The sequence below is a fragment of the Paractinoplanes bogorensis genome (assembly GCF_018829635.1).
GTDB classification, from domain to species: domain Bacteria; phylum Actinomycetota; class Actinomycetes; order Mycobacteriales; family Micromonosporaceae; genus Actinoplanes; species Actinoplanes bogorensis.
In genome coordinates this window covers 383,700-399,916 of the sequence record NZ_JAHKKG010000007.1, presented here as the reverse complement: position 1 = coordinate 399,916, position 16,217 = coordinate 383,700, and the positions used below count along the sequence as shown (strand labels likewise).

Annotated in this window: 13 protein-coding genes; 9 read left to right on the top strand and 4 right to left on the bottom strand. The window is 70.8% G+C overall.

What is annotated here, in order from left to right:
• The first annotated feature begins 1 nt into the window (after position 1).
• Together KOI35_RS24295 and KOI35_RS24290 are read left to right on the top strand one after the other, a co-directional pair.
• The gene (locus tag KOI35_RS24295) at positions 2-790 is read left to right on the top strand and encodes a GNAT family N-acetyltransferase (RefSeq protein ID WP_215790345.1); all 789 of its coding nucleotides are present in this window, start codon (positions 2-4) and stop codon (positions 788-790) included.
• On the top strand, positions 790-1,521 hold the full coding sequence (locus KOI35_RS24290) for a hypothetical protein (protein WP_215790343.1): 732 nt from the start codon (positions 790-792) through the stop codon (positions 1,519-1,521). The genes KOI35_RS24295 and KOI35_RS24290 overlap by 1 nt, the downstream gene beginning before the upstream one ends.
• Before the next feature lie 2 nt (positions 1,522-1,523).
• Here the strand turns inward: KOI35_RS24290 and KOI35_RS24285 are convergent, their stop codons facing one another.
• The gene (locus KOI35_RS24285; RefSeq protein ID WP_215790342.1) at positions 1,524-4,763 is read right to left on the bottom strand and encodes a tetratricopeptide repeat protein; all 3,240 of its coding nucleotides are present in this window, start codon (positions 4,761-4,763) and stop codon (positions 1,524-1,526) included.
• Between the two features lie 111 nt (positions 4,764-4,874).
• Between KOI35_RS24285 and KOI35_RS24280 the strand changes: the two genes are divergently transcribed.
• From KOI35_RS24280 to KOI35_RS24260, 5 genes are all read left to right on the top strand, one after another.
• Positions 4,875-6,206, top strand: coding sequence for a cytochrome P450 (locus KOI35_RS24280; RefSeq protein WP_215790340.1), 1,332 nt, complete (start codon positions 4,875-4,877; stop codon positions 6,204-6,206).
• A 113-nt stretch (positions 6,207-6,319) separates the two neighbouring features.
• A complete protein-coding gene (locus KOI35_RS24275; RefSeq protein WP_215790339.1) occupies positions 6,320-6,706 on the top strand; it encodes a hypothetical protein in 387 nt (128 codons plus the stop codon).
• A gap of 13 nt (positions 6,707-6,719) precedes the next feature.
• The gene (locus tag KOI35_RS24270; RefSeq protein WP_215790337.1) at positions 6,720-8,504 is read left to right on the top strand and encodes a DUF8189 domain-containing protein; all 1,785 of its coding nucleotides are present in this window, start codon (positions 6,720-6,722) and stop codon (positions 8,502-8,504) included.
• 16 nt (positions 8,505-8,520) lie between these two features.
• A complete protein-coding gene (locus KOI35_RS24265) occupies positions 8,521-9,444 on the top strand; it encodes a nucleotidyltransferase domain-containing protein (protein WP_215790335.1) in 924 nt (307 codons plus the stop codon).
• A 37-nt stretch (positions 9,445-9,481) separates the two neighbouring features.
• On the top strand, positions 9,482-9,985 hold the full coding sequence (locus KOI35_RS24260) for a hypothetical protein (protein ID WP_215790333.1): 504 nt from the start codon (positions 9,482-9,484) through the stop codon (positions 9,983-9,985).
• Here the strand turns inward: KOI35_RS24260 and KOI35_RS24255 are convergent.
• Complete coding sequence (locus KOI35_RS24255; RefSeq protein ID WP_215790332.1) at positions 9,982-11,091, bottom strand: FAD-dependent monooxygenase; 1,110 nt, start codon at positions 11,089-11,091, stop codon at positions 9,982-9,984. The two genes, KOI35_RS24260 and KOI35_RS24255, sit on opposite strands and share 4 nt — an antisense overlap.
• A gap of 38 nt (positions 11,092-11,129) precedes the next feature.
• Here KOI35_RS24255 and KOI35_RS24250 point away from each other — a divergent pair, with 38 nt between their 5' ends.
• Positions 11,130-12,293 carry a Fic family protein gene (locus KOI35_RS24250; RefSeq protein WP_246613644.1) on the top strand — a complete coding sequence of 388 codons (1,164 nt, stop codon included), beginning with the start codon at positions 11,130-11,132 and terminating at the stop codon, positions 12,291-12,293.
• 40 nt (positions 12,294-12,333) lie between these two features.
• Here the strand turns inward: KOI35_RS24250 and KOI35_RS24245 are convergent, their stop codons facing one another.
• On the bottom strand, positions 12,334-13,932 hold the full coding sequence (locus KOI35_RS24245; RefSeq protein WP_215790330.1) for an alpha/beta fold hydrolase: 1,599 nt from the start codon (positions 13,930-13,932) through the stop codon (positions 12,334-12,336).
• 171 nt (positions 13,933-14,103) lie between these two features.
• Positions 14,104-15,102, bottom strand: coding sequence for a hypothetical protein (locus KOI35_RS24240; protein WP_215790328.1), 999 nt, complete (start codon positions 15,100-15,102; stop codon positions 14,104-14,106).
• Between KOI35_RS24240 and KOI35_RS24235 the strand changes: the two genes are divergently transcribed.
• Positions 15,095-16,216: a hypothetical protein gene (locus KOI35_RS24235; protein WP_215790326.1), complete on the top strand. Its 1,122-nt coding sequence runs from the start codon at positions 15,095-15,097 to the stop codon at positions 16,214-16,216. The genes KOI35_RS24240 and KOI35_RS24235 overlap by 8 nt on opposite strands.
• Position 16,217 lies beyond the last annotated feature (1 nt).

The following is a 16,217-nucleotide window of genomic DNA, read 5'->3' as shown; positions in this document are numbered from 1 at the left end:
CATGGTGGATACCGCGGCCCTGCTGACCGCCTACGACGAGCACATGCGGACACCACCCGGCCCCGGCCCGGCCGGCCTCACGTACGAGCCGGACGGACCGGTGATCCGTGTCGTCGGTGGGCACGAGGGTCGCATCCGGGCCCCGCGCGACCTGGGCCTCACCGGGGACGAGGTGGACCGCCTGATTGCGCGGCAGCGAGACTACTTCCGGGCGCGGGGTGAAGGCGTCGAGTGGAAGGTACGCGGCCACGACCGGCCCGCCGACCTGGGCGGGCGTCTGACCGCGGCCGGCTTCACGGCCGAGCCACCGTCCGCCGTGCTGATCGGGTTGGCCGAGGAGGTGGCGGCCGAGCCGGTTCTGCCCGACGGTGTGGTGCTGCGGGCCACGCAGGCCGACGAGGACCTGCGCCGCATCGCCGACCAGCAGACCGAGGTGTGGGGCTTCGACCTCTCGTGGGTCGCCGACGACCTCCGATCCCAGGTGGCGGCCGCCCCGGACCGGATCAGCATCCTGATCGCCGAGGCCGGCGACCGGCTCGTCACCAGTGCGTGGGCGGTCTTTCACCCGAGCCACGACTACGTGGCCCTGCTCGGTGGCACGACCGTGCCCGAGTGGCGCGGGCGCGGCCTCTACCGCGCGTTGCTCGCCGCCCGCGCCGGCGAGGCGGCCGCCCGCGGCTGCCGGCTGCTGCACGTCGACGCCTCCCCGGACAGCGCGCCGATCCTGCGCCGGCTCGGCTTCCACGAGATCACCACATCGACCCACTACCGCTGGACACCCATCGAGTGATGGCCGGTGCGCTGGTGTGCGGGGCGATCACGGCGGGGGCGCTCGCCGGGGTGCTCAGTGCGCTCGACGAATACCAGGTGTCCGACTACGCCGACATGGACCCGACCATCGGAGCGGCCGGGGCCCTGGTGGCGGCAATCGCGGCCGCGGCGGTCATCGGCGTGATCCGGGTCCGGCCGCGCCCCCACATGGTGGTCCCGCTTCTGCTGGTGCCGGCCGTGATCCTCCCGCTCGTGGCCGGCCTCGAGCGCAACCGCGTCGAAGCCGGGCTGCTCTGGGGTGCCGTCGCCTTCGCGATACACCTGTCGATCGGGCGCCGCCGCGCCACGACGGCGATCGCGGTGACACTCATCCTGGCGGCCGGGCTGACGTGGGCGTTGCAGGATCGCTGGCGGGGGCAGAAGTTCGAGGCGGTCGGCATTCCCCTCTACGTCCCGGATGTGCCCGGCCATGACCTGGTCGGCGCGTGGGCCGGCCGCTACAGCGTGACCCTGCGACTCACCGGGGACGTCGACGTGTGGCTGACGTCCGGCGATTTCGTCCGATGCAGACGGGGCGCCACCGACCGGTTCGTCACCTTGGAGGGCCGTCCGGCGGTCTGCCTGCCGGGCGGGGACGACGCCGCGATGGTGGTGGATGTGCCGCCGCAGACCCCGTTTACCGTACGGCCGGTGGACGGTGCCGAACTCGCTCGATACCCGGATGACGGCACACCACGGGAACCCGATTAGGGTCAGACGACGCCGAGGCTCAGCAGGACGGCGGCGCCCAGGAGGCCGGCGGCACCGAGCAGGCCGGCCCGGTTGATCTGCGCGCCGTCGAGCGGAGCGACCGGGACCAGCAGCGAGGCGACCATGACGATGGTGGCCGTGGCCAGGGCCCGGACCAGGGGCATGCCGAAGGCCGCCGCCTCGATGAACAGGACCAGGCCGACCACGCCGAGCGCGACCGGCGCGGCGGCGTGGACGCGGGAGGACGCGGCCGCCGGACGCGTGACCGGCAGCGGCGCCCACGGGGCCAGGGCGGCGGTCACCATGCCGAAGGCGATCCCGGGCGCCCAACTGCTCTGGGTCACGACCTCACCCGACCGGCGGGCCGTCCAGCTCCGCGCGCGAAGGGTCACGGCCGACAGCAGCAGGACGCCGGCGGTCAGGGCCAGCGTCTCGGCGAGCGGACTTCGGCTGCGGAAGGCCCCGACGGCGAAGACGAGAGCCGTGGCGGCGACCGCCCACATCGGACCGGGAAGGCGGCGGTCGAGCCGGTTGCCCAACGTCTGCAGCCACTGCTCGGCGTTGCCGGGGGAGCCGGCGGCCCGCGCGAGGGCGAACGCGAGCACCAGGATGGCGAGCAGACCGGTGGCGGGCGCCGGCGACAGGGCGGGCAGGTTGGCCAGGCTCCAGCGGGGCGGTAACGGCTTCGAAAGGTCCAGACCGGTCCGGTAGACGGTGGTGTCCGTGGTCGGTCTGCGCGGCGCGTCCCGCAGCTTCTCGTCCAGCGCGAACGCGCGGGCCAGCGCACCCTGCGACTGCAGGAAGTGCAGCGGGCCCATCCGGGCGTAGACGACGCCCAGGTTGAACCAGCCGAGCGCGTAGGCCGGCCGGGCCCCGACCGAGCGGCGCAGCGCGTCGACGGCTTCGGCGTGGTGGCCGAGGTGGGCCAGGGCCACGCCGAGGTCGTTGGCGGCCGGGAACGCGCCGGGGTCGCTCTCCAGCACCCGCGCGTCGAACCGGGCCGCCGCCTCGTAGCGGCCCGCACGGTCGGCGGCGTAACCGGCGTTGATCAGGAAGGCCGGGTTCGCCGGATCGGCCTGCAGCGCGCGGGCCGCCGACTGCGAGGCGGCGTGGTAGCGGCCCAGCTCGTTCTCGACGATCGCCTGGTTGGTGTCGAGCACCTCGCTGCGCACAAGTGCCGGGTCGTCGACGTCGAGATAGGGGATCAGCTCACGGGCGGCCGAGTAGTCGTCGAGGGCCGCCCAGTACCGGCCGGCGCGACGTTCGGCGTCCCCCATCTGCGCGCGGGCGTGATAGGCGAGCGCCGCGAACCACTTCGCTCCGTTGCGATGATCCCAGGTCTGATCCTTCGCCTGGCGGTGGAAAGCAGTGCCACGTTCGCTGTCGATCGCGACACCGCGCAGCAGAGCGAGGCCTTCGTCGACCCGGGACGTCCGGACGAGACTCGCGCCCGCCCGCAGGGCCATCTGGAGGGCACCGAGGTCGTTGTTCGAGTTCGCGGCCCGGGTGCGCCGGGCCGCGGCGTTGAAGGCGGCGGCCGCCTCCTCGTACCGGCCCTGGAGGAACTGCACCTCGCCGAGTCGCTGCCACGGCAACGGATCGCGGGGCGCGACGGTCGTCCAGGCCTGGACGGCGAGCTCGGCGCGGGGCAGCTGGCCGGCCCAGCGGAACAGGTTCTGCCGCTCGTCGGCGACCCACTGCATCCGGTCCGGGTCGATCGGCCGGCCCTGCTCGAGCCGGCCGATGTCGTAGATGTCCTGGGCCCGGATCCCGCAGGAGCCGCCGGGGCGATAGGCCCTCAACCCCTGCAGGGCCGCCGGATCGGACGGCAGCCCGGCCAGCGCGCCCGGGACGTCGCCGGCCACGAGGGCGTCGCGGCGCCCGGCGAGCTCGGGACAGTCCGGGTTGCGACCCACGTTCCCGCCGGGGCGGAACAGCGGGATGAACGACAGGTCATCGACGTCGGCCTCGCCACCGCCCGGCACGAACTGCAGATCGAGCGTCATCGGGGCGTACGTTCCGGTGCCGGTCGACTGTGGACCGAAGGCGTCCAGCGCCAGGCTCTCGTCCAGGTGGCCGGGCACGGGGAAGAACAAGCGGCGGCCGGGATACGCGTCCGCGATCCGGCCGGCGAGGGTGCGGGCGGCGGCCGAGGCCCGGTCGAAGTGGTGCGCCGACTCATTGGCGACGGTGAGCAGTTCGAGCAGCGGGCCGGGGGTCGTGGTCCGGGGCGTGAGCGGGCGGATCAGGTCGGCGGCGCGATCGGGCTCGCCGAGGGCGATCAGCGCACGGGCCAAACCGGCCGAGGCACCCTCCGCACCCAGCTTCTGCGCGGTGAGGTAACCCTCGGCCGCCGCGCGCAGGCGCAGGCGAGCGGCGAAGGGCTGGGCCGGCATCAGCCGGAGACCGGCCCGCAGATCGTTGTCGGCCTCCGCGGTGACGGCCGGGACCGAGCCCGGAAAGCGCTCGGCGAGCCGGGCCACGGCGGCGTCGGCCCGCTCCTGGGCACCGGCCCGGACCAGGTCGCCGCGATCGTATTGGACCAGCCGGGTCGCGCGCTGCGACAGATACTGGGCGAGCAGCCAGAGCGGGGTCGGATCCTCCGGGCAGGCCTTTTCGGTGCGCTGTTCCTCCTCCTGCACCGGGGCGTCGCGCGGCTGGGCGTCCGAGGTGACCATCAGCAGCAGGTTCAGCTGGGCGGTGCAGTCGCCGCCGGAGCGGGCCCGGTCGAGCACGGCGAGCGCCGCCGCGGCCGCGTTGACCTCGGGGAAGTCGTAGTGGCCGGGTGCGCTCGCGGCGAACCGCATCAGGGCCACGCCGAGCCGCCCGGCCGCCGCGGACCGGCCCTGGCCCGGGACCTGGTCGAGGAGCCGGATCATCGCGGGGTAGCGATAGGGGTAGACGAACTTTTCGCCCGTACGCTCGGTGGTGTCCTGCAGATACTGCTTGGCGGTCAGGAGGCGTACGAGGGAATCGGCGCCCTTGATCCCCCATGCCGCCACGGCCATCGGACGCAGGCCGGCCACATCGTCCGGCACCACGTCGCCGGGCGGCCCGTCGGGCAGGGGCCGCAAGACCGCCGTCGATCGGTTCGCGGGCAGCGGCCGGGCGGTCAGCTCGGTGTCCGGCGGCACCGGCAGCCGGGCGGTCAGGATCGCGGTCAGCGGGACAAGCAGCACGAGCAGCAGCACGCCGGCCAGGACGGCGTAGTCGGCGACGGCCGTACGCCGCTGGGCAGACACCCGATTCATTGTCCGAGCGCGACCGCGCGCGGCCACTGAATGTCGGCTTCCGGACCGAACGGCACGCCGGGACCACCCGATCGATCTCCGTGAGTCGATACCATCCGTGACGTGACGACTACGACCACACCAGTCGTGCGGGGGCTTCCGGTGGTGGGCAACGCCGTGGCGATGGCCAAGGATCCCGCACAGTTCTTCGTCGACTGCTACCGCGAGCACGGCCCGGTGTTCCGGGTCCGCGTGCTGGGCCGCGAGCATCCGGTCATCGCCGGGCCCGAGGCGGCCGAGTTCCTCGGCACCAAGGAGGGGCGCGACTGCCTGCGCTCCAAGGAGTTCTGGAGCGGGCTGGTCGAGGAGTACGGCGCGACCCGCACGCTGCCGGGCGAGGACGGCGCCAGCCACAAGGAGCTGCGCGACATCATGCGGCGCGGCTACTCGCGCGAGGCGATCGCCGACCGGCTCGACGAGGTCGTGGCGATCACCGACCGCAACCTCGACCGCACCTGGACGCCCGGCGCGACCGTGCCGGTGCTGCGCTCGATGCAGGAACTCGTGACCGACCAGTTGGGCGAGCTGCTCACCGGGGCGTCCCGGCCGGAATACGTCGCGGACATCCGGCGCGCCACCATGTACATCCTCAACGTGCTGGTCACCCGGCAGCGGCCGCGGATCGTGCTGCGCGATCCCCGCTACCGGCGGGCCAAGGCGCGGGTCGCCGAACTGGCCGACAAGATGATCGAGGACAGGAAGCGGCCCGGCGGCAGACCGGCCGTCCTGATCGACGACCTGCTGCGGGCCCACCGGGAACGCCCCTCGGCCATGCCCGCGTCGGACCTGGCGATCAGCGTGACCGGACCGTACGTGGCGGGGCTGGACACCGTGGCCAACACGATCGCGTCCTTTGTGTACGCCGTGCTCAAGCACCCCGAGGTGCTCGCGCGGGTGCAGGCCGAGGCCGACGAGTTGTTCGCCCGCGAGACCCTGACCGAGAAGGATCTGCGCAGCCTGCCCGCGATCCGGGGCGCGCTGATGGAGACGATGCGGCTCTATCCGATCGCGGTCGTCCAGATGCGCACGGCCACCCGCGACTTCACGTTCCAGGGCCACCGGATCTCGGCGGGCGAGAACCTCTACGTCGGCACCAGCGTCCCGCATTTCCTCGACGAGTTCTTCCCCGACCCGATGCGGTTCGACATCGACCGCTACGAGAAGCCGCGGGCCGAGCACATGCAGGCCGGGGCCTATTCCCCGTACGGGCGTGGGCAGCACGTCTGTCTCGGCAAGACCCTCGCCGACGTCCAGATGATGGTCACCATGGCGCGGATGTTCCACCGGCTCGACCTGCGCCTCGACCCGCCCGGCTACGTGCTGGCCCGCAAGACGACACCCACCCCGGGTCCGGCGCTCTCGTTCCGCGTCAAAGTCGCCGGTTTCCGCCACTGACGGCGAGGCTTTGCGTCCGTACGAGGGAACGCAGTTGATCTTGATTTGACGCGGTGTCGGCTCATGGACTCGAGGCACCGGCCCGGTCGTGAGCAGTCATAGGCTCCGGGGCTATGAGCAGCACGATCGCGATCGGGGCGGGCCTCAGCATGCGGACGCCGGTGCCGGTCGCACCGTCGGACGGGCAAGCGGTCGACTCCAGGGCCGCGACGTTCACCGGCGACGGCATCGCGGTCGTGGTCGACGAGGGGCCGTTCGCCACCTCGCTCGACCGGGGGCGGCGTGAGGCCCGCACGATCGCCGGCCAGCCCGCCCAACTCGTCTCGTGGACCGACCCCGACGGCGCCCAGACCGCGGGCGTCGTCCTGCGGATGCCGAGCGGTGACACCGCCACCATCACGGTTCGCGCCGATGCGGTTCTCGGACCCGATGCCGCCGTACGCGCAATCGAAAGCCTGTCGTCCTCTCCCCCGCCACCTCCCCACGGACAGACGATCTGAGGGAGACCACACCATGCCCGATGGACGCGTCGAAGCCTTCCCGGAAATCGCCGAGAGCGCCTTCCACCAGGCCGGCGAGAAGGCCACCGACCTCGAACCCGTGCAAGAGTTCCTGTCCCGCTTCGGCTATCTGCGCGAGGGCTCCTACGCCACCGGAGTGCTCGACGACGAAACCTCCACCGCCCTGGCCGAATATCAGACCCGCAACGCCGTCCCGGTCAGCGGCAACTTCGACGAGACGACCGCGAACGCCATGACGACCTCCCGGTGCGGGCTGCCCGACCTCGACAACGGGATCGACTTCAGCATCCGGTGCAACTGGAACACCCGGGGGCTGACGTTCGCCTTCGACACCGGCACGGCCGACATCGCCGGCAACGGTGAGTTCGACGCGATCCGGCGGGCGCTGCGCAGCTGGACCGCGGCCACCCAGATCGTCTTCACCGAGGTGGGCGTGGGCAACAACCCGGACATCCGGATCGGCTGGCGGCCGGCCAACGACCCCGACCACAGCATGGTGGGCGGGATTCTCGCGCACGCCGACTTCCCACTCGACTGCGGCGTCATCACCAACACCCGGCCCAAGCCGGTGCACTTCGACGACACCGAGCACAACTGGTCGGTCGGCGCGGTGGCGAACTCGTTCGACGTCGAGACGGTGGGCCTGCACGAGCTCGGGCACATCCTCGGCCTGCAGCACAGCACGGTGAACGGTTCGGTGATGTTCCCGAGTGTGAGCGCCAACTTCACGCTGCGGGTGCTGCAGCCGGATGACCGGGCCGGGATCGAGGCGCTGTATCCGCGTCCGGCGGCGGTGACCGCGTGGGGGCCGAACCGGCTGGACATCTTCGGGCTCGGCACCGATCGCGGGATGTTCCACAAGGCGTGGACGGGGAACGCGTGGGCACCGTCGCCGGACGGCTGGGAGGGCCTGGGCGGCATCTTCACCAGTCCGCCGGCGGTCACGTCGTGGGGTAACAACCGGCTCGACATCTTCGGGCTCGGACTCGGCGGCGGCATGTTCCACAAGGCGTGGACCGGTAGCGCGTGGACGCCCGGCTGGGAAGCGCTCGGCGGCATCTTCACCAGTCCACCCGCGGTCACGTCGTGGGGCCCGAACCGGCTCGACATCTTCGGGCTCGGCACCGACGGCGGAGTGTTCCACAAAGCCTGGACCGGCAACTCGTGGACGCCCGGGTGGGAAGCGCTGGGCGGCATCTTCACCAGCCCGCCCGCCGTGACCTCGTGGGGACCCAACCGGCTCGACATCTTCGGGCTGGGCCTGGACGGCGGCATGTACCACAAGGCCTGGACCGGCAACTCGTGGACGAACGGCTGGGAGTCACTCGGCGGCGTGTTCACGAGCCCGCCCGCCGTCACGTCGTGGGGTAACAACCGGCTCGACATCTTCGGGCTCGGACTCGGCGGCGGTATGTTCCACAAAGCCTGGACCGGGAATTCGTGGACAAACGGCTGGGAGTCACTCGGCGGCGTATTCACGAGCCCGCCCGCCGTGACCTCGTGGGGACCCAACCGGCTCGACATCTTCGGGCTGGGCACCGACCGCGCGATGTACCACAAGGCGTGGACGGGCAGCGGATGGTCGCCGTCACCGACCGACTGGGAACGGCTCGGTGGCGTCTTCACCAGCCCGCCCGCGGTGGAGTCCTGGGGCCTGAACCGGCTGGACATCTTCGGCCTGGGCACCGACAAGGCGATGTACCACAAGGCGTGGACCGGCACGAAGTGGGCGCCCTCACCGAACGACTGGGAAAGGCTGGGCGGGATCTTCTCGTAGTGGCTAAGGTGCGGCCGTGCACAGTGACCGGTGGCGGCAGCTGATCGACGATCGGCTGGACGAGGCGATCACCGTGCTCGGCCGCATCCCCGGCGTCCGCGGCTTCCTGGTCGGCGGCAGCGTCGGGCGCGGCGATCCGTGGCCGATGTCCGACATAGACCTTCTTCCCGTGTACGACGATCGGGCGGCCGAAGACGCGACTCGTCGCGGGCAGGCGGAGTTGGTCGACTGGTGGACCGGCTCCGGACGCGCCCAGGCCCTCGACCTGTCGTGGCTGTGCTTCACCTCCGACGAGATCCGGTCAGCGATGGCGGATGGTCCGACGGCCCTCGCCACGCGCCTCGGGGACGATCCTCGGTGGTTTCATGGCATTGACAAGGCGTACGGGGGAAGGCCCTCGGATTCTGATGACGAACTGATCGCCGGTTTCTCCGCGTGGATCACCGAGGTGCGCTTCCACCCGGAGGTGGTCGCCGCGCGGATCGCCTCGTGGCGCGGTCAGGCGCTCGCGGCCGCCGACCGCGGCCACGCCGCCGATGCGGCCCGGGCGCTGCGCATGGTGCTGCTGGAGAGCTGGGGCGAGCGGCTCGGTTCGATGGGCCGCGAGTGGACCCGGTTCGAGCGGATGGCCGACCGGCACGGACAGCGGGAGCTGGCCGACCGCATCGCGGTGCTGGCCGGCGCCGACGTGGCGGGTGCGGCGGCGCGGGCGGAGATCGCGCCGCTGTGGCTGCGGGAACGGATCGCCCTGTGCTGGGAGGCCCGCCGGCTGGTCGGAGAGCAGGTCACCGAGGCCGAGAACGCGCGCGACCAGGTGGCGGCGTACGCGGTGCACGTCACCCGGCACCGCCCGGATCTGGACGGCCCCTGGACCGGATCCGCACCCGGCGATCAGCTCGCGGAACTGCGCCGCGTGATCGACCTCGTGGTTGGGGTATAAGAAGCCCGAGGGTTTCACCGACCGTGAGGATGCACCCGTGAGCGACGAACCGCTGTACTCGAAGCTGGGCTTCACCGACTCCGAGTGGGGGCTGCTCGTCGGCCTGCCCCAGTCGGTGCTCACCGCGGCCAGCGCCGCCACTCCTGACAGCGCCCGCAAGACCCGGGCCGAGACGGCCGCCGGGCTCGACGTCATCTCGGACGCACGGGCCTCGGCCAGCGGCCTGGTGGTGGCGGTGGCCGGGGCCGTCGTGTCCCGGGTGGGCGACCCTGACCTGGGCGAAGAGCCGCCGGTGATCGAGCCGAGCGACCCCATCGCGTACGCCGAAGACGTGCTCGGCCGGGCCGCCGAGGCCAACGCGCTGCTGGCCGCCAAGGCCGAGCCGGCCGACGCCGAGACGTACAAGCACTGGCTGGTCGAGATCGCCGAGAGCGTGGTCGGCGCCGCCTCGACGGGCGGCGTGCTGGGCCTCGGTGGCGAGACCGTCACCGAGAGCGAGCGCGCCTTCCGTGACGATCTGTCCAAGGCTTTGAACGACTAGCTCGGCGGTCGCCACGAGAAGATCGGGTCCATCTGGCGTAGCACCAGGTTGGGCCCGGCCTTCCCGGCCAGTGCCATCCCGACGTTGCGGGCGGTGGCCGCCATACCGCTCAAGCCCGCCATTCGCCCGATCCGGCGCGAATTGGCGGCCACGGTGGTCGTCCGCGGGACCCGCGCCGCCGAATACGCGGCGAGATCCTCCGGCGTCGAGGCCAGCACGACCGCGTCTTCCAAGGCCTGGCACGCGCCTTGACCCAGGTTGGGCGTCATCGCATGCGCGGCGTCACCGAGCAGCGCGACGCGACCCTGATGGAACACCGGCGGCGTCGGGTCGAGACAGCGGATGTCGGTGCGAATGACGTCACCGGCCGCCGCGATCATGGCCGGGATCGGCGCGTGCCACCCGGCGAACAGCCGCGCCAGCTCGGCCTTCTCATCCGGCGCGGACTGATCGGGCGGCGCCGGCGCGGTGGCGAAACAATAGATCCGCCCGTCACCCAGCCCCACCACCCCGAACACCTGACCGTCGCCCCACGTCTCGGACATCACCAGCTCACCCGGCGGCCGCGGAACGATGAACCGCCAGCTCGTCACCCCCGCATAGACCGGCTGTGGGGAATCCGGGAAGAGCTTTCCCCGTACGCGGGAACGCAGTCCATCAGCCGCAACCACCAAAGCACCCGCCAGCGGGCCGTCCTCGGTGACCACCGTGCCGTCCGGCGAGACGTCAACGGCGGCCCGGCCCAGGCGCAGCGTGCCCGGCCGCAGCGCGTCGGCCAGCACACTGACCAGAGCCGCCCGATGCACCACGATGGTCGGCTGCCCGAACCGGGCCTCGGCCGCCGCCGCGTCGGTCCGCGAGATCCACCCACCACCGGGCTTCTGGATGCCGGCCGTGCCTTGCAGCGCGGCCAGCGCCCGCACCGGCCCGCCGACCCCCAGATGGTCGAGGGCGCGCAGCCCGTTCGGGGCAACAGCCAGCCCGGCCCCGACATTTTCCAGGGCGGCAGCTCGCTCGAGCACCGTCACGTTCCAGCCCTGACGTTCGAGCGCCAGAGCCGCCGCCAGCCCACCGATACCCGCACCGATGACGATCGCGTCCCCCATCGATCGATGGTCCCATGCGCGGCGAGTCTATTGACGTAATGATTGCGTCATTCTATTATTACGTGATGCTGTACCCGACACCGTCCATCACGCCGGATGACCAACGCGTCCTAGACGAGGTGGAGCAGATGCGCGTCCGGCTGCGACACCAGATCCAGGACCGCCCCGGCAAGTGGACTTCAGGACTACGGAAGTTCTTGACGGCCGACGCCGTCGCCGCGTCGAACTCGATCGAAGGATTCCGCGTCAGCACCCAGGACGTTCAGGATCTGATGGACGGCGAGCGCGACGTCGATGTGACCGACGAGAACCGCGAGGAGACGCTCGCCTACCAGCGGATGATGACTTATGTGCAGTCCCTGCATGACGCCGCGGACTTCACTTACAGCAAAGGCCTGCTGAATGGCCTGCATTGGATGCTGCAAGGCCATCGCCACACGCCGCGGAAGCGTGCCGGGCAATGGCGCACCGGGCCGGTCTACGTCACCGATCCCACTAACCGGCGGGTCGCGGCCTACACCGCTCCTGACGTCGAGCTCGTCCCGGACCTGATGAGCGAACTGGTCGCCTGGCTCAACGCCGACGACGCCACGCATCCGCTGATCCGCGCGGCCATGGCCCATCTGCATCTGGTTTCCATCCACCCGTGGGCGGACGGCAACGGCCGGATGTCCCGATCGCTGCAGACCTTGATGATCGCGCGCGAAGGGGTGCTGGCCCCGGAGTTCTCGTCGATCGAGGCCTGGCTGGGCCGGTCCGTCAACACGTGGGCGTACTACCAGGAACTCCAGCGCCGGGGGGCCGTCTATCGGCCCGACCAGGATGTCTCCAGCTGGATCCGCTTCAACCTGACCGCCTACCACCAGCAGGCGCAGACCGTGCAGCACCAGATGGACCAGTCGACCGCCGTGTGGGAACTGCTTGGTGAGTTCGCAGGCCGGACCGGACTGGACGAACGCGTCCTCTCGGCCCTGCATGATGTCGCCGTCCTCGACCGGGTCCGGCGCGCACGGTACGAGCAGGCCGAGGGTCTCACACTTCAACAGGCTCAGCGAGATCTGCGTGATCTGGTCGCCGCGGGCCTGCTCGAACCGGTCGGGCGGACGCGGGCCCGCTTCTACGTCGAGGGCCCTCAGTTTCCGGCGGCGGTGCTCGAGCTGGCTCGGACGCCGTTCACGCTGACTCCGCCGTACGGGGAATGAGGTGGGCCCGGGAGCCCGAAGCGGGCTCCCGGGCCACTCGTCAGCGGATCGCCGGTGCGGCGTTTCGCAGGGTTGCCTTGATGCTGCCGCTGCCGGAGGACGACAGCGACTTCGCCGCCGCGGCCGTCGGGTCGGGCTGCGGGACCGGGGCGCACTGCTTGTCCGAGCGGTTGCCGCGCACCCGGTTCGGCAGGGCGCCGGTGTCCAGGTAGTTGGCGATCGTGTCGTCGGTGCACGCGATGCCGCTCAGCGAGCCGGCGTGCGTGGTACCGCCGACACCCTCGATCAGCACCGAGCGGGGGAACCGCTGGCGGATCTCGAGGCTGCCCGCGTACGGGGTGGCAGCGTCCTTGGTCTCGCTGATCAGCAGGATCGGCGGGGCCTTCTTGCCGTTCACGTCGACCGCGCGGCCGACGTCACCCTTCCAGTAGAGGCAGGGCGCGTTGAACCAGGCGTTGTTCCAGGTGATGAACGGGTACTTCTGGTAGATGCGCCAGTTGTCGCGCTTCCACTTGTCCCAGTTCTTCGGCCACTTGGTGTCGGTGCACTGGGTGCCCAGGTAGATCGCGTAGCCGTTGTCGGCCCCCGGGCCGGGCGCCGAGTACAGGTCGAGCAGACCGGACGCGTCGCCGTTGTTCACGTACGCCGAGAACGCGGTGGCCACGTCCTCCCAGCCGTAGACGTAGTAGCCGGCCGAGACGAAGATGTCGTTCCACTCGTCCGGGCCGATCTTGCCTTCGGCCGGTGCTGTGCGCAGCTTCTGCAGCGTGGCGTAGTACTTGGCCTTCACCGCTTTGCCGGTGTTGCCCAGGTGGTAGACCGCGTCGTACTTGGCGACCCAGGTGAAGTAGATGTCCATGTTCTTGTCGAACTGGATGTCCTGGCTGAGGTTGGCGTCGTACCAGACACCCCGCGGGTCGACGACACCGTCGAAGACCATGCGACGAACCTGGGCCGGGTGCTGAGTCGCGTAGACCTGACCGAGGTACGTGCCGTACGAGAAGCCGTAGAAGTTGATCTGCTTCTGGCCCAGCGCCTTGCGGATGCTCTCCATGTCGGCCACGTTGTCGGTGGTCTTCAGGTGGTCGAGCAGCGGGCCGCCGGCCTTGGCACACGCCTGCGCGTAGGCCTTGGAGCGGTCCAGCCAGGTCTTCTCGAGCTGCTTGGTGACCGGCACGTAGTAGGGCCGGTTGTAGCCGGCGACGTTGCCGTCACAGGTCAGCGACGGAACGCTGGAGCCGACGCCGCGCGGGTCGAACCCGATCCAGTCGTAGTCGTTGCCGACCCCGTTCGGGATGGCCGACTGCAACACCGAGTAGATCAGGCCGGATCCGCCCGGACCGCCCGGGTTGACCAGCATGACGCCCTGGTAGTCGGCGGCCGGCGACTTGGCCTTGATCCGCGAGACGGCGATCTTGATCGTCGTGCCGCCCGGCCGGTCGTAGTCCAGCGGGACGATCACGAACCCGCACTCGGCGCCGCGCGCCTTCAGGGTCGCGTTGGTGCACGCACCCCAGGCGATCGGAGGCGGTGTGTAGCTGGGGGTACCGCTGTGCGCCGACGCCGTCGTCGGGCTCAAGCCCACGCCGAGCGCCAGCCCCACAGTCGTGGCGACGGTGGCCGCCAGAAGTCGTTTCATACCATGCCCTTCGTCCACATTTCGCCCCCGTAACGAGTGCGGGCGGCAGTGCCTGTCATCGATCCGCACTCGGGCGATCCTCGGAGAGTAGCCATCCAGTCACACCTATGCGCCTGAACGTTAGGTCAGACTTCGATGGCCACTCGCCGTCCCATTTGGGCACCCGTCGAATCAGCGGACGGCACCGATCTCCGGCCCGCGGCCGGCCGGGGCGGGATTCGAGCAGGTCGATCCGGTCGCGGGGTAACCGCCCGGCTTCGCGGTGCCGGAATCACCGCCGACCCGGGTCAGCGTGCTTCCCTCGTACGAATAGAACGTGCGGCTCCACGGCACCGGCGGGTTCACTTTCGTGACGTCGCGCGACCAACCCGCCTGCACGAACAGCGGGCGCCCGCGAGAACGGACACAACCCCAGGCGCTCCCGTACGCCGCGGCGCCGCCCGACATGACATCGGCGAGCCGTCCGCCCTCGTCGACCGGGCGCAGGTCACCACGCTTGTCCAGGCCGAGCACGGTGTGGTGCAGGGTGCTCGACCCGATGATGTCGATCATCAGCACCTGGGCGCGGGCGTCGGCGCCGAGATGGACGACCCCGTCCATGTCGAAGGAGTCCATCGTGTCGACGTCGGTCCAGCCGGTGGTGGGGACGGCCAGCCGGCGGAACGAGCCGTCGTCCAGGTAGGCGACCGCGCCGATGCTCTTGCGGTCGAGCTCGACGCCGGGGCTGCCCCAGGTCGGCCGCCAGGTGAGCAGCCGGTCCGGGCGGCCGTTGCCGTTCAGGTCGGCGTCGGTGCTCTGCACGCACAGCGACATCGACGGGAGGCCGGCCGGAGGCCACGAGGCGGCGGGCAGGCGGCTGCAGCCCGGCATCGCCCCGCCGTTCGGCTTGGCCGTCGGGAGCCGGACCGCCTCGGCGTAGCTCATCACCCGGCCCGGCCGCACCGACACCGAGGTGTCGAGCTGCCCGGTGGCCGCGCCCGGCAGGGCCAGCAGCCCGGCGATCTCGGAGCGAGCGAACTCCATCAGCTCGCCCAGCGACAACAGCACGTTCAGCCGGCCGGTGAGGAACTTGCCGATCGCCTTGATGGCCTTCTTGCCGCTGGCCAGGATCGCCTTGCCGACCGCCTCGGCCAGTTGGGCCTTGCACTTGGAGACCGCCGCCTTGACCATCTTTGGCGACGTCGTGGTTCTCCTCCCAGTCGTTGGCGGCCTCGCCGGCGCAGTCCCATTTGTCCGCGGTCTCGAAGCCGGTGTCGAGGCGCTCGCGGGCCTTGGGGTCCTCGGTGGACTTGTCGAACATGGCGACGCTGACGATCTGCCGCATGAGGGCGATCAGGTAGAGGCTCCAGTCGACCTCACCCGCGATCTCGGTGTCCGCGCCCGAGGCTTCGAACTTCACCGTCAAGCTGCGATCGGGGCTGATCAGCGCGCCGCCGGGATGGTGGTGGCGCTGCAGAACTCCCTGGATCAGCGGGTTGAGGCGATAGTCGGTGCTGGTCTCGGCGACCCCCGGCGGCAGATCGAACACCACCGGCAACTCGGTGGAGTTCATCCACTCGAGCTCGTAGGTGCCGTCCCGCTCGTCGGCCACCTCGCACAACTTGGCCGGCCCGACGATCAGGTCGGACTTCACGGCAGCCGGCACGAGCAGGCCGTCGGGGTCGCACTCGAGGGCGCGGGCCTTGCCGTACGTGAGGCCGACGACCCGTCCGCTGAAGGTGCCGTTCAGGTGCTCGGCCAGTGCCTTGTCGTAGCGCAGCTGGTCCGGATCGGTGACCCCCAGCATCCAGTCGGAGAAATGTTCGGTCTCGGCCGAGACGGTGTGCTTGTCCCGGTCGACGTCGTCCCCGACCGGCATCCACAACCCGAAGTCCGGCACCCAGAGATAGACGGCGACATCCTTGTCGCCGACCTGCGCCGGGTCATAGGTCATGGTGATGGTCGCGGTGCCGGTGAACGTCTTGGGCGTCGCGACGTGCACCGGCGCCGACAGGGCCCGTACGCCGACCGGCAGTTGATCGGCCGGCGGCGCCGCGATCGCCGACACCGTCGGCTTACCCGCCGCCGACGGCACGGTCACCGTGGTGGGTGCCACGCCGTCGGCCTTGAACGTGACCGTCTCGGTGTCGTGCTTCAGCAACGTGCACCCACCCGTCGCGACCAGCAGAGACACGAGCACAGCGGACACGACCCGGCGGCTACCCATGGCACGAACCAACCACGGCCGCGTGCACTCCCCCATCCCACGGACGTGGGATTGCCGGGCGTCGGCGCCGTAAAATAGT

Bases quoted from the DNA above. Each gene is read 5' to 3' on its own strand.
- KOI35_RS24295 (WP_215790345.1), top strand. From the start codon at position 2: ATGGTGGATACCGCGGCCCTGCTGACCGCCTACGACGAGCACATGCGG.
- KOI35_RS24290 (WP_215790343.1), top strand. From the start codon at position 790: ATGGCCGGTGCGCTGGTGTGCGGGGCGATCACGGCGGGGGCGCTCGCC.
- KOI35_RS24275 (WP_215790339.1), top strand. From the start codon at position 6,320: ATGAGCAGCACGATCGCGATCGGGGCGGGCCTCAGCATGCGGACGCCG.
- KOI35_RS24270 (WP_215790337.1), top strand. From the start codon at position 6,720: ATGCCCGATGGACGCGTCGAAGCCTTCCCGGAAATCGCCGAGAGCGCC.
- KOI35_RS24255 (WP_215790332.1), bottom strand. From the start codon at position 11,091: ATGGGGGACGCGATCGTCATCGGTGCGGGTATCGGTGGGCTGGCGGCG.
- KOI35_RS24250 (WP_246613644.1), top strand. From the start codon at position 11,130: ATGATTGCGTCATTCTATTATTACGTGATGCTGTACCCGACACCGTCC.
- KOI35_RS24245 (WP_215790330.1), bottom strand. From the start codon at position 13,932: ATGAAACGACTTCTGGCGGCCACCGTCGCCACGACTGTGGGGCTGGCG.
- KOI35_RS24240 (WP_215790328.1), bottom strand. From the start codon at position 15,102: ATGGTCAAGGCGGCGGTCTCCAAGTGCAAGGCCCAACTGGCCGAGGCG.